Annotated in this window: 14 protein-coding genes; 8 read left to right on the top strand and 6 right to left on the bottom strand. The window is 56.3% G+C overall.

Annotation, left to right across the window (positions count from 1 at the left end; translation table 11 throughout):
• Positions 1-83: 83 nt before the first annotated feature.
• From PCLY_RS11565 to PCLY_RS11545, 5 genes are all read left to right on the top strand, one after another.
• Positions 84-1343 carry an OprD family porin gene (locus tag PCLY_RS11565; protein WP_059392064.1) on the top strand — a complete coding sequence of 420 codons (1260 nt, stop codon included), beginning with the start codon at positions 84-86 and terminating at the stop codon, positions 1341-1343.
• A 214-nt stretch (positions 1344-1557) separates the two neighbouring features.
• Complete coding sequence (locus tag PCLY_RS11560; protein WP_061239414.1) at positions 1558-2457, top strand: LysR family transcriptional regulator; 900 nt, start codon at positions 1558-1560, stop codon at positions 2455-2457.
• A 216-nt stretch (positions 2458-2673) separates the two neighbouring features.
• Entirely contained in the window at positions 2674-3963 is a 1290-nt protein-coding gene (locus tag PCLY_RS11555; RefSeq protein WP_059392063.1) for an OprD family porin, read from the top strand.
• A 341-nt stretch (positions 3964-4304) separates the two neighbouring features.
• Positions 4305-4637: a DUF2790 domain-containing protein gene (locus PCLY_RS11550; protein WP_017675718.1), complete on the top strand. Its 333-nt coding sequence runs from the start codon at positions 4305-4307 to the stop codon at positions 4635-4637.
• Between the two features lie 157 nt (positions 4638-4794).
• Positions 4795-6120 (top strand): OprD family porin, encoded by a 1326-nt coding sequence (locus tag PCLY_RS11545; protein ID WP_059392062.1) that lies wholly within the window; start codon positions 4795-4797, stop codon positions 6118-6120.
• Between the two features lie 171 nt (positions 6121-6291).
• On the opposite strand, the gene PCLY_RS11540 is transcribed toward PCLY_RS11545, so the two are convergent.
• From PCLY_RS11540 to PCLY_RS11515, 6 genes are all read right to left on the bottom strand, one after another.
• A complete protein-coding gene (locus tag PCLY_RS11540; RefSeq protein WP_059392061.1) occupies positions 6292-6735 on the bottom strand; it encodes a DUF411 domain-containing protein in 444 nt (147 codons plus the stop codon).
• The gene (locus PCLY_RS11535; protein WP_059392060.1) at positions 6725-7567 is read right to left on the bottom strand and encodes a c-type cytochrome; all 843 of its coding nucleotides are present in this window, start codon (positions 7565-7567) and stop codon (positions 6725-6727) included. Before PCLY_RS11535 ends, PCLY_RS11540 begins: the two co-directional genes overlap by 11 nt.
• A 9-nt stretch (positions 7568-7576) precedes the next feature.
• Positions 7577-8668 carry a copper resistance protein B gene (locus tag PCLY_RS11530; RefSeq protein WP_059392059.1) on the bottom strand — a complete coding sequence of 364 codons (1092 nt, stop codon included), beginning with the start codon at positions 8666-8668 and terminating at the stop codon, positions 7577-7579.
• Positions 8658-8972, bottom strand: coding sequence for a hypothetical protein (locus tag PCLY_RS11525; RefSeq protein ID WP_059392058.1), 315 nt, complete (start codon positions 8970-8972; stop codon positions 8658-8660). Before PCLY_RS11525 ends, PCLY_RS11530 begins: the two co-directional genes overlap by 11 nt.
• 12 nt (positions 8973-8984) lie before the next feature.
• Positions 8985-10775, bottom strand: a complete 1791-nt coding sequence (locus PCLY_RS11520; protein ID WP_061239412.1) for a copper resistance system multicopper oxidase — start codon at positions 10773-10775, stop codon at positions 8985-8987.
• A gap of 188 nt (positions 10776-10963) precedes the next feature.
• Positions 10964-11170, bottom strand: coding sequence for a co-regulatory protein PtrA N-terminal domain-containing protein (locus PCLY_RS11515; RefSeq protein WP_003246751.1), 207 nt, complete (start codon positions 11168-11170; stop codon positions 10964-10966).
• A 283-nt stretch (positions 11171-11453) separates the two neighbouring features.
• On the opposite strand from PCLY_RS11515, the gene bufA2 reads away from it, so the two are divergent.
• Genes bufA2 through PCLY_RS11500 form a run of 3 tightly spaced genes read left to right on the top strand, consistent with a single transcriptional unit; the run spans position 11454 to position 13386 of the window.
• The gene (gene bufA2 / locus PCLY_RS11510) at positions 11454-11714 is read left to right on the top strand and encodes a BufA2 family periplasmic bufferin-type metallophore (protein WP_003246752.1); all 261 of its coding nucleotides are present in this window, start codon (positions 11454-11456) and stop codon (positions 11712-11714) included.
• Between the two features lie 44 nt (positions 11715-11758).
• Entirely contained in the window at positions 11759-12595 is an 837-nt protein-coding gene (gene bufB / locus PCLY_RS11505; RefSeq protein ID WP_004374664.1) for an MNIO family bufferin maturase, read from the top strand.
• Positions 12592-13386: an HvfC/BufC N-terminal domain-containing protein gene (locus tag PCLY_RS11500; protein ID WP_061239410.1), complete on the top strand. Its 795-nt coding sequence runs from the start codon at positions 12592-12594 to the stop codon at positions 13384-13386. The genes bufB and PCLY_RS11500 overlap by 4 nt, the downstream gene beginning before the upstream one ends.
• Positions 13387-13398: the final 12 nt, after the last annotated feature.

The following is a 13398-nucleotide window of genomic DNA, read 5'->3' as shown; positions in this document are numbered from 1 at the left end:
GAGGAACCCGCCCCTATTCGGAGAGCACGGCATACAGCGACGGCTCCCCGATATGCCAACCCCCTGAGCATGGAGAAACAACAATGAAGAAGACCCTCTTGGCAGTCGCGGTGAGTACTGGGGTACTCAGTCTTAGCCAGCCAGCCTCCGCTGAATTTTTTGCAGACAGCAAAGCCGGTCTGGAAGCGCGTAACTTCTATTTCAATCGCGACTTCCGCCAAGACTCAGCCAGCCAATCAAAGCAGGAGGAATGGGCCCAGGGCTTCCTGCTGCGCTACGAATCCGGGTTCACCGAAGGGACAGTCGGCGTGGGCATCGACGCTATCGGCATGCTTGGCCTCAAGCTGGACTCCAGCGCCGATCGCTCAGGCTCGGGCCTGCTCAAGCGCGATAAAGAAGCACCTCGTGCCGCGCAGGATGAATATGGCGAGATGGGTTTAACCGCGAAGCTACGTGCTTCGAACAGCGTGCTGAAATTAGGCACGCTGCAACCCAAGCTGCCAACCGTCCAAGCGAACGACTCGCGCCTACAGCCACAGACCTTTCAGGGCGGACATCTCAACTCGCTGGAGATTGACGGGCTTACCTTTGATGCAGGCCAGCTCAAGCAAGTAAGCCAGCGCGACTCCTCCGATAGCGAAGACCTCAGCATTACCAGCGGCTCTGCCCGCGCTATCAGTGGCGGTGGAACCCAGACGAGCGATGAGTTCAGCTTTGCCGGGGCGACCTACAAATGGAACAGCAACCTGACCACTGGCTACAACTACGGCAACCTGGACGACTTCTACAAACTGCATATTTTCACTGTCCTGCATACCTTGCCGCTAGGTGACAAGCAGTCGCTAAAAACTGATCTTCGCTACGCCCGCTCCACCGATGAAGGCAACAGCAACGTCGACAACAAGGCATTCGGAGCAATGTTTACCTACGCCTTTGGTGGCCACGCCCTCGGTGTTGGCTACCAGAGCATGAGCGGAGACACCGGCTACGCCTACATCAACGGCACCGATCCGTTCCTGGTCAACTATGTGCAGATCGGCGACTTCGCCAACAAAGACGAAACCTCATGGCAGGCCCGCTATGACTTCAACTTTGCCAGCGTTGGCATCCCTGGCTTGACGTTCATGACCCGTTACCTGACTGGTGACAATATTGATCTAGGCGCAGGCAGCGCCGATGGTAAGGAATGGGAGCGCAATACTGACATCGCATATGTCTTCCAGGACGGTGCGCTGAAAAACCTGGGTGTGAAATGGCGCAACGCCACACTACGTTCAACCAATTTCGGCAACGATGTTGACGAGAACCGCCTGATCGTCAGCTACACACTTCCGCTGTTGTAATCATCAAACCTCAGCGCGGAACTAGTAGTCGAGTGCCGCGCTTAGAACCGCCCGCGCTGATAAAGTGATACTGCCGGAAGTTCAATTCCAAACATAAAGCTCCTCCCTCCATCAGATTACAAATAAGTAATCCTGCTGCGATCCTGGCGTTAGGTTCGTCTCGTTAAGCTCAAAGTACATGCATTTTGCTTGGCACGAGCTTTGATCGCCCCCCATGTTCGACCCTCTCACCATCGACCACCAACTAGCACAGATTTTCTTGACCAGCGCGCGCTGCGCCTGCTTTAGGCAGGCTGCACGCAGCCTAAACTTACATATCGTGCCGATGCGCAAAAAACTCAGGAAGCTGGAGGCAACTGTAGGTACCCCGCTATTCCTTTATAAAGGACGCGAGCTCAGCCTGAGCGCAACAGGACGTGAATTACAACAACTACTGATCCAGAAATTCGGTGACCTGCATCCAGAGGACGTCAGTGTCCAGCGAGCTCTGGTACGTCTTGCGGTGCCGACGGCACTGCTCACCGACCTGCTGGCCCGTGATTTGATCTCCTGGCTGCGTAATGACGCGGCCGTGAGACTAGAAATCATCCCACAGGAGGGCGAGCCCGAGAGGCTGGCAGAGATCATGATTTGGATCACCGATCCCGGCACGCCAAGACCGACTCCAAGCTTTGCAATGACAACACCATTGATGCTTGCACGAATTCCCTATCGTGCCCATATGGCCAAACGTTATGCGGGTAAACGCCTACCGAGTTCTGTAGCCGACCTCAAGGATTTCATGCTGGTTCAGCTCGCGGGAAACACAACGGTTGACAGTTTCGAACCATGGAATCAGCTGATCCGTCAGCGCCAAAGCGCGGTCATTCAAGTGCATTCACAAGAGTGGGTCGTTGACTTGCTGCGTAACTCCTCCTGCATTGGCCTGCTACCTGGCTACATCTCCCATGTAGACCGTAACCTGCTGCCCCTTGACGAGTTATTCGAGACTGCCTTGGAACGGGTGGTCTGGATTTCAACGTCCCCGCTGGCAGCAGAGCAATCAGAAGTGCAGACACTGGTATCGCTCATCTACAAAGCCTTTGAAGATCGCCACAACTGGTTCACTCAGTAGCCCTGAGTAGTCCACAAGCAGCTAATTCACCAAATAGTCATCTCGCTGAAACAAACAAAAGTTTCCACTCCTGCATTGAAACCCTCGCCCTGTAAGGCTTTCATTCGCCCTCTCGATCATTGAAATAAAAATGTCATCGAAAGTATGTGCAAGTGTAATACGCCTACCCGAGCCTGCCCCACGTCTACCACACATGTTTTCGACGAGGATAATTACATGCTCATTGCTACCCCCAACTCTCAATGGCTTAACCGAGTCACGTGCGGGCTCCTGCTGAGCGCTGGAGGACTCGGTCTCAGTCAACCAGCGGCAGCTGATTTTTTGGCAGATAGCAAAGCTGGTCTGGAAGCGCGCAACTTCTATTTCAATCGTGATTTCCGCCAAGACTCAGCTAGCCAGTCAAAGCAGGAGGAATGGGCCCAGGGCTTCCTGCTGCGCTACGAATCCGGCTTCACTGAAGGGACAGTCGGCGTGGGTATCGACGCCATCGGCATGCTGGGTCTCAAGCTGGACTCCAGCGCTGATCGTTCAGGCACGGGCCTTCTAAAACGCAACAAAGAAGCACCTCGTGCAGCGCAGGATGAATATGGTGAGATGGGCTTAACCGCGAAGCTGCGCGCTTCAAACAGCGTGCTGAAACTGGGCACGCTGCAACCTCGACTGCCAACCGTCCAAGCAAACGATTCGCGCCTGCTGCCACAGACCTTTCAAGGCGGGCACCTGAATTCGCTGGAGATTGCCGGCCTGACCTTCGATGCCGGCCAGCTCAAACAAGTAAGCCAGCGCGACTCATCCGATAGCGAAGACCTCAGCATTACCAGCGGCGCAGCCCGCGCTATCAGCGGCGGCGGAACCCAGAATAGCGATGAATTCAACTTCGCCGGAGCAACCTACAAGTGGAACAGCAACCTAGCCACCGGCTACAACTACGGCAATCTAGACGGTTTCTACAAGCAGCATATTTTCACGGTCCTGCACACCTTGCCGCTAGGTGACAAGCAATCGCTGAAAACTGATCTGCGCTACGCTCGCTCCACCGACGAGGGCAACAGCAACGTCGACAACAAGGCATTCGGGGCGATGTTCACCTATGCATTTAGCGGTCACGCACTCGGTGTTGGTTACCAGAGCATGAGCGGAGACACCGGCTACGCCTACATCAACGGCACCGATCCGTTCCTGGTCAACTATGTGCAAATCGGTGACTTCGCCAACAAAGACGAAACCTCATGGCAGGTCCGCTATGACTTCAACTTTGCCAGCGTTGGCATCCCTGGCTTGACGTTCATGACCCGTTACCTGACCGGCGACAATATTGATCTAGGCGCAGGCGGTGCCGATGGTAAGGAGTGGGAGCGCAATACTGACATCGCCTATGTCTTTCAGGACGGTGCGCTGAAAAACCTGGGCGTTAAATGGCGCAACGCCACACTACGTTCAACCAACTTCGGCAACGACGTTGATGAGAACCGCCTGATCGTGAGCTACACCCTTCCACTGCTGTAATTAGCAATAATCCGTGCGTTGCACTGTTTGTGCAGCGCACGCATTTAGCGAAATGCACAGACGGCGACTATGGGGAGCCGCCAAGAGTGCATTACTACCGCTAACGATCGCCTCACCAAAGCTGACTTTCCAATGACCCACTCACTGATACCTGGGTAGAAATTGTTATCTTCGGTAGCCGACGCCTGTAATTGCTCTGACGAGTGCCAAACATAACTGACGTATCAAAACCTTTACTCTCAAAGAGTTTAGATCCATTACAGGAATGTAATTCTCGCTTCACGTTTGTGACAGGGTCTTGCGTTTATATTTTAATCACCACCTTGAAGGAGTGATTAAACATGAAAAACCTCAAAGTCATTGCTGCACTTTCCGCTATGGTTGTTTCCTCTGCAGCTCTGGCAGAAGGCGGCGCTGATCGTGTCTATGGTCGGATGATTCAGGCCAATGAGCAGGCCATGCAAGAGTATGCTGCCGCTAACGGAAAGAATCCGCCTGAAGTTATTCATTACCGCTACGGCATGAAACTCGATATCGCCAGGGTCGTGGCCACTACCCCGACGGACTCTAGCTGCGGTGTGATGCCGGCCCAGATGACCTACGAGGACTCCAATGGCGATCTGAATATTCTTGAATACCGGGCAGCCGGGACAGGTTGCCGTAATCAAAACTAGATAAATGACATCGCGCTGACTGAAATGTAATTTCCAAGTCACCCTGACGTTATTTGGCATGTGGAAATATGACCAAGGCGTGCCTGGCTATGCCCGGCGCGCTTGGCACATATATGCGACCACACAATGACAACTGCCAATAACATCAGGAGCATTTATGAATAACAGAACCCTGTTAGGACTTTCTCTGCTCACTCTGAGCGTCAGTACCGGGCAAGCTGCAATGGCCGCCGGCGAGAAAGGCGAGGGATTTATCGAAGGCAGCAGCCTGACCATTCTCAATCGAAACCTCTACTTCAACCGCGATTTCCGTAAAGGCCAGTCCAGCAGCTCGGGTAATGGCTATTCGGAAGAGTGGGCGCATGGCGTGATAGGCCGATTCGAGTCTGGCTACACCGAAGGCACCGTAGGCTTTGGTGTCGATGCCTTTGCAATGCTGGGACTCAAGCTGGATACAGGCGACGGTCGCTCTGGTGCAGGCGGCTCAGTCGATGTGATGCCGTATAACAGCCTCGGGCAGGCTGAGGACAACTACTCCAAGCTGGGCGGTGCAGTAAAAACACGGTTCATGGATACCGAAATCAAGGCAGGCGATGTCTTTCCTGTCAGCCCGGTCGTCCAGTACGGTGATGCGCGGCTTTTACCGGAGAGTTTCCGCGGCATCACCGTGGCCAACACCAGTGTGGAAGGACTGTCGCTTCAAGGCGGTCGCCTTCATTCGATGAGCCAACCCAACAGCAGCAGCATGCGTGACGGCTTCGCCACCTTCTACGCGGGCGAAGTCGACTCTCCATGGATCGCCTATTTCGGCGGTGACTACACGCTCAACGACAACCTGGGCTTCAGTCTCTACACCAGTCGGCTCAAGGATGCCTGGAATCAATACTATGCGGGCACCACGCTGAGCTATCCGCTTGCGGACGATGTCACCTTGATCGGTGGGTTGAACTACTACAAGGCAGTTGATGAAGGGAAGCAGCTCCTCGGGAGCTTCGATAACAACATCTGGAGCGGTAAGGTCGGCATCCAGTTCGGCGCGCACACCGTCCTGGTTGGACTCCAGCGCAACAACGGCGATGACGACTTCGACTACTTGCGCCAATCTGACTCCATCTACCTCGACAACTCCATTCAGTACAGTGACTTCAACTCGCCCAAGGAGAAGTCATGGCAGGTGCGCTATGACCTGGATATGGAGCCTTTCGGTGTGCCCGGACTGAGCTTCATGACTCGATATGCTCAGGGCTGGGATGCCGACTACAGCAACGCAAACGAAGTCTATATGCGCCGAGATGACAATGGCGATCCGTTGACCAACCAGAAGCGCTGGGAACGTGACATCGAGGCCAAGTACGTTGTGCAGTCTGGATCACTGAAGGACATGTCCTTCCGCATTCGACAAGCCACGACTCGCGCCACTGACTTCGAGTCGGATTTGGATGAGTTCCGCTTCATCGTCGAGTACCCACTGGAAGTGCTTTAACGCCAGTGCGCGAGCGGTGTGAATGCCGCTCGCATTTTGACTCTGCTGTCCCCTCTAGTGCTCCTTTGGTTTGGAGACAGCCCTTGGCGCCCGTCGGGCGCCTTTTTTACTTAGGGGAAGTGTGAAGAAGATCGGCCACTCGTTCCCAAGCGGCCGCGGTGGAATGGGCTGCTACTCGGCGGGATATTCTGCAACGACCTGATCGGCACCCGTCTTGGTCAAGCCAATGACCTGGTAGGCATGCTGTACGCCATCGACTTCCATGCCGGGGGAGCCCGCCGGCATCCCGGGAACAGCGATGCCCAGCAGATCATCGCGCTTGGTGAGTTCGATGACCTGAGCCGCCGGCACATGACCTTCGACGAACTTGCCGTCAATCACCGCGGTGTGGCAAGACGCTAACCGTGGCGCGACGCCCAGTCTTTGCTTCACTGCTGTCATGTTGCTTTCAACATGGTCGACGACTTTGAAGCCATTCGCTTCGAGGTGTGAAATCCACTTCTTGCAACATCCGCAATTGGCATCACGATGGACATCAATCGTCAGGGCATCAGCTGCTTGAACCGCAGACGTGACGGAGAGAGCGGCCAGTAAGGCCAGATATTTAGCTTTCATGTACGTGCTCTTTGCCATCGGCGTGGGTGTGGGTCTTGGGCGAGGCGTTCGGAGCCTGCTCGGCGTGATGATCACCTCCGTTGGACGACGCCTCATCTCCAGCATGGTGGTCATCGCCACTCATATCCGAATGGTGACCTGCCTTAGGTGCGGAGCCACCCTCGCTATCCGTAGCCGCGGCATCGTGATGACCAGGCTCTCCAGCATCACCTGATCCATGATGGTCATCGCCACCGCCACTATTGTCATGATGGCCAGGCTTGTTGTCGCCGTGCTGTCCTTCATGGTTATGCATCTGCGTTTCCCCACCACCGTGCTGATGGCCGCCACTGGATGCGACGAGTGTTTGGTATTGCTTGGCATCCATCGTCGGCAGTTGGTTGAGGAAGGCAACCATGCCCCAGATGTACTCGTCTCCCATGCTCTTGCCCCACGCAGGCATACCCGTTGCCTTGATGCCATGCTTGATCACCCAGAACGCTGCTGACGGATTGCCATCGACACCGATCTTGGCGAGGTTGGGAGGAGCAGGATAAAGCGATTGGCTCAACTCGGTCTCCGCCACACCTGGCGCCAAGTGGCAGCCGATGCACATGGAGTTGTAGTTGCCCGCACCGGCGCGAATAAGAGCTTTATCATCCAGGTTAGGAACCTCGATGTCCCGCGAACGGACCTCGATAGAGCGGTCACGGGCCATTGTGAGAAACGCATACACCGCAGGAAAATGGGGATCGTCGGCCCCCACATTGACCACGCCAAAATAGGCGCCGGCCAGGACAGCTGTGCTACCGACCACGCCGGCCGCCACCAAAGTTTTAATTGTTCTTTTCATGTCAGGTTCTCAAAACCACATCCGGATACCGGCTACAAAACGCGCCTCGTCTACATCACCGCCCTCGTCGCGGACCATGTCTGCCGTGTTGCCATAGGAGCGGCTCCAGGAGACCCCGACATAGGGGGCAAACTGCCTGACAATCTCGTAACGCAGACGCAAGCCGAGCTCAGTATTGGCCAACCCCGATCCGACACCACGCTCAGGATCGTTCTTGCCGTAGAAGTTCATTTCGGCAGTTGGCTGGAGTATCAGTCGGTTGGTCAGCAGAATGTCGTACTCGCCCTCCAGTCGGGCAGCGGTCTGGCCATTCTCACCTACGAAGGCGGTGGCTTCGGCCTCGAAGGCGTAAAGCGCCATGCCCTGAACGCCGAAGGCGGCCCAAGTCTGCGGCGACTCGGGTTTGAAGTCCTGGCGAACGCCCGCGACGACGTCCCACCAAGGGCCGATCGAGCGGCCGTACAGCAACTGCAACTCCGCATCCTCAGTCACGCCGTTGGTACGCTCGCCTTCGGAGCGGAACCAGACCCGGTTGATGTCACCGCCTACCCAGCCCGACGCATCCCAGGCCAGGGTGCTGCCCTCATCTGCATCCTGGTATTCGAGCTGATCGAGCAGGAAAAAGCTGTTGATGGCGCTGTCGTGCACCTTATGGCCAGGTAGAGGCGGGAAAGCCGCTTGGCGATCAGCATCCGTCAGAACGGGAATCGGCGTACGGCTGGTGGTTCTTGGGTCTTCAGTGGAGCCATGGTTCATCTTTGAATGATCCATGCCTTCCATCTGCCCTTGCATGGCGCCATGGTTCATCTTGCTGTGGTCCATGACTGGAGCCTTATCTTGGCTCTGGCTGTGGCCCATTTGGCTATGATCCATGCTGCCCGAAGCACCCTGTATGGCACCATGGTCCATCTTGCTGTGATCCATGCCCTCCATCGGCGCTTTGGTAGCGCCGTGGTTCATCTGGCTATGGTCCATCGACATGGCGCCGTGCCCCATTGCCGAATGATCCATTTCTTCCGCAGCCAAGGTAACGCCGCCGCTGAACGCACTCAGCGACACAGCCAGCGCCAAGAGAGATGGACGTGAAAACTTAGTGGTCATGGTTCGAACCTGCTTCGGCTTCGGTGCCGCCATGCTTATCCATCATGTTTTCGTGATTCATGCCGTCATGCTTCATGTCTCCGTGATCCATGGCGCCATGATCCATCTGCTGGCCAGTCGCCTTATCCTTCGACTGATCTGCGTGATTGCCACTGGCGGTCTTGGGCGCAGCCGACTCGGCAGCATGTTGTTCGTGCTCACTGTGCCCCTCACCTGCCAACGAAACCGGTGCGTGCAGGGCAGCCAATAAGCTAAACATGACTGCGCTGCCAGTCAGGGCATTTCGCTTCATAAAAGTGCTCATCAGAAATCTCCTTTACTCATCCACACGAACTTCACGGAACATGCCCATTTCCATGTGGAGCAGCAGGTGGCAGTGATAGGCCCATCGCCCCAACGCATCGGCAGTCACTCGATAGCTGCGCTTGGAACCTGGCGGCATGTCGATGGTGTGTTTTCGCACCAAGAAATTGCCGTTCGCATCCTCCAGGTCGCTCCACATGCCATGAAGATGGATCGGATGAGTCATCATGGTGTCGTTGACCAGCGTGATGCGAACACGCTCGCCGTACTTGAGGCGCAGAGGCTCGGCGTCAGAGAACTTGATGCCATCGAAGGACCAGGAGAATTTCTCCATGTGCCCGGTAAGGTGCAGCTCGATGGTGCGACTTGGTTCGCGACCATCCGGGTCGAGGAAGGTGCTGCGCAGGTCAGAGTACGTAAGGACGCGTCGGCCGTTGTCTCGCAAACCAATACCTGGGTCGTCCAACTTGTGCGTCGGTGTCATGGTCTGCATATCGACCAGCGGGTTGTTGGTCTCTGAGGCTGGGTGTGCCTGCATGGCACCTGCCATGCCTGCCATGCCTGCCATGCCCGAATGATCCATTCCAGCCATCTGGCTGTGATCCATGCCGGCCATGCCACCCTGCATGCTCCCATGATCCATGCCCGCCATACTGCCGTGGTCCATTCCGGCCATGCTGCCGTGATCCATACCCATGTCGCCCATGGCAATCAGCGGACGCGGGTCGGGGCTGGGTACCGGTGCACTCAATCCCTCCTGTACAGCAAGGGTGCCGCGCGCATAGCCAGTGCGATCCATGGATTGGGCAAACACGGTATAGGCCTGTTCGCTGTCTGGTTCGACGATCACGTCGTAGGTCTCGGCCACGGCGATACGGAACTCGTCGACGCTGACCGGTTTGACGTGCAGACCATCGGCCGCAACCACAGTCATCTTCAGGCCCGGGATGCGCACATCGAAATAGGTCATCGCCGAGGCGTTGATGAAGCGCAGGCGGATCTTTTCGCCCGGTTTGAATATGCCGGTCCAGTTGCCATCAGGTGCCTGGCCATTCATCAGGTAGGTGTAGGTGTAGCCACTGACGTCAGCGAGATCCGTCGGGCTCATCTTCATCTCGGCCCACATCTTGCGATCGGCTACCGCAGCGGACCACCCCATCTCGCTCACGTCATTGATGAAATCACCAACGGTGCGCTTGTGGTAGTTGTAGTAGTCCGACTGCTTTTTGAGCTTGGCCAGTACCCGCGCTGGATTTTCATCGGTCCAGTCGCTCAGCAGCACGACATAATCACGGTCGTAACTGAAGGGCTCGGGTTCCTTGGCGTCGATGACCAGCGCGCCGTATACGCCGACTTGCTCCTGGAGCCCCGAGTGGCTGTGATACCAGTAGGTGCCGTTCTGGTTGACCTTGAACTTGTACTCATACATGCCGTCGGGGGCGATGCCATGGAAGCTCAGGCCCGGAACGCCATCCATGTTCGCCGGCAGGATAATGCCGTGCCAGTGAATGGACGTGTCCTCCTTGAGGCGGTTGCGTACGCGCAACGTCACGGTCTCGCCCTCCCGCCAGCGCAGGATTGGGCCTGGCAGCGAGCCATTGATCGTCATGGCGGTACGCGCTGCGCCGGTGATGTTTACCGGAGTCTCTCCGATAAACAGGTCGAAATCGTTACCGCTCAGCACGTTCGGCTGACCTGGGCTGGTTACCGCCCAGACCGGCGTGCGCCACATGCCCATGCCGCCGAGAATACCGGCGGCGGCGAGGCCTTTGACGAAAGTACGTCTTGTGGTTTTGCTTTGCATGCCGTTATGTCCAATCCGTCAGATGAGCCGGTGATGTGCATCCGGTCTCGGGTTCATTGACTGCTCCAGTATTGGGAGATTTGATCTTCAAGCCTTGCGTGCTGCGCAAGCCCCCCCGACACCAAGCAGTATAAAACTGCCATATCTCAACCATCCGGGTGATTACATTTCTGTAAGGTTGAAGGGGCTCAGCAGTTGGCGTGTTCCGCCTGTTTGGCTTGGCTGCCGGCGACGGGAGCTCCATCCTTCTGCTGCTTGGCCAGCTGATACGCTTCCAGCGAGACCTGACGGGCCTGCTCCATGCGTGCAAACGTGCGATCGGCACCGCCTTCGGCCATCGCCAGAGTGGAAGCACTCAGGGCAGCAACTACAAACAGGGTTTTGATCGATTTCATTTCGTGAATCCTCGTAAGTTTAGAAGCCCCCGTAACTAGTGGGGGCGAGCCTTAAGCTCGCTGTTACGTTAACCACGAAGCCCTGTCAGCAACCTGATCTGAACATTACAGTTCTGTCAGGTTGCTATTTCTTTCTTGTAGGCCCTCCTGAAGGCTCGGTACTGTCTTCTTGCCCGAGAAGCCTTGCGGATTCCATGGGCCTGCTCGGCAGCAATGCCTGAGCTAACTCGCTCATTCGCACCGACGGATCGCGACCATCAAACAATCAAGAGAAATAGCCACTATGTCGAACAAATCCAACGTAGCTACCGGTGCCGCCCTGGCTCTGGTAGCCGCCAGCCTGTTCTCCACCCTGCCCGTCCAGGCGGCCCAGGACACCAAAGCAGCAGAAGTGAAATGCTTCGGGGTCAATGGTTGCAAAGGGCAGAACGACTGCATGACCGCGAAAAACGACTGCAAAGGCCAAGGCGAATGCAAAGGCCAGGGGTTCAAGTTGATGACCCAGGCCAAATGTGACGAAGCCGGTGGCAAAACCAGCGAATAAGGCGGTTCAGGGGAGTGCATGCCACTCCCCTGCTGGAGTCTCGAATGAGTAAGCGCAAAACTCTGGGTTTCGGTCTTGGCCTTCGCAACGAGTATTACCGGCAGATCCTGGAGGAACGGCCTGCGGTCGACTGGTTCGAGATCATTTCCGAGAATTACCTGGTGGAGGGCGGCAAGGCTCTCTACTTCCTTGATGCGATCGGCGAGCACTACCCCCTGGTGATGCACGGAGTATCTCTTTCGATTGGCGGCTCACATGCCTTGGACATAGACTACCTACGACAGCTCAAGCAGCTGGCGGATCGGGTGCAGCCTCAGTGGGTGTCTGATCACCTGTGCTGGAGTCGAGGCAACGCCCATCAACTTCACGATCTGCTACCGCTGCCGTTTACCCAGGAGAGCCTGCTGCATGTCGCGGCCCGGGTGCGCTTGGTGCAGGATGTTTTGGAACGTCCCATCGTGCTGGAGAACGTTTCCTCCTACGTGCAGTGGACAACATCCAGCATGAGCGAGTCTCAGTTCCTCTCGGAGCTCAGTTACCTGACCGGGTGCGAGCTGCTTCTCGACGTGAACAACGTCTACGTCAGTTCGCGCAACCAGGGTTTCGACCCTTGGCAGTTCATCATGGAATTGCCGCACGAGCGGATTCGGCAAATTCACCTGGCCGGGCACAGCGATTACGGGCAGTACCTCATCGACACCCATGACCAGCCCATCGCTGATCCGGTTTGGTCTCTCTACAGCAAGACTTTGAGCTACTTGGGCCCGACATCGACCTTGATCGAGCGGGATGACCAGTTTCCGCCGCTGGAAGAGCTGTTGTCCGAATTAGCACATGCCCGTGCTATCGCCAAATCTGTGATATCGGGGGCCACCCCTTGAGCCTGATCGCCCTACAGACTGCATTTGAAACTTACCTGACAGGTGACAGTGGCCTGCCCTCCAACGAGCTTTTGGAGCAGATCCGAGGTAGCACAGCGCTGAGTGCTCTCGAAGGCCTGCAGATCTACCACAACGCTTACCGTTCGCGCCTGCTTGCGGTCTTGCGAGAAGACTTCCCTGCCCTGCTTCACTGGATCGGCAACGAATCATTCGAGCAGCTCGCACTGGCCTACTTGGCCGCCTGGCCACCACGACATTTCAGCATTCGCTGGCTGGGCGAGAAGCTGCCCGAGTTCATTAGCAGCTACGTCGAAGAACCCCAACTATCGCCGATGCGCGAACTCGCGGAACTGGAATGGGCCTTTACACTGGCCTTCGACGCTCAGGATGTCGAAGCGCTTTCGCTGGAGACCATGAGTGATTTTTCGGCTGAAGACTGGATTTCACTCAGGGTTTCCCTGACTGCATCTGCCCGGTGGTTGCAGCTGCAGTACAACACGCTGGAGTTGTGGAAAGCCGCCAAGTCCGGCAGCTTGCTGCCTGATGTTACCCGCCTGCCAACGAACCTAGCCTGTCTTGTTTGGCGTCATGAACTCGTCTGCCAGTACCGGAGCCTGGAGCCAGCGGAGGCTTCGGCATTGCAGTTTCTCATCGAGGGCGGATCGTTCGCTGAACTCTGCGAGTCGTTGAGCGCCACGCATGGCGAGCAAGCTCCCTTGCAAGCCGCGACCTGGTTGAAGTTGTGGGTCAACGACGGTTTGCTAAAGCGCGGCCAGCTATTACACGAATGACCCGGAACCTTT

It is taken from the genome of Ectopseudomonas composti (genome assembly GCF_001567565.1).
Lineage (GTDB): Bacteria > Pseudomonadota > Gammaproteobacteria > Pseudomonadales > Pseudomonadaceae > Aquipseudomonas > Aquipseudomonas composti_A.
Note: the sequence above shows the minus strand (reverse complement) of the source record. Positions and strands in the feature narration are given on the sequence as shown.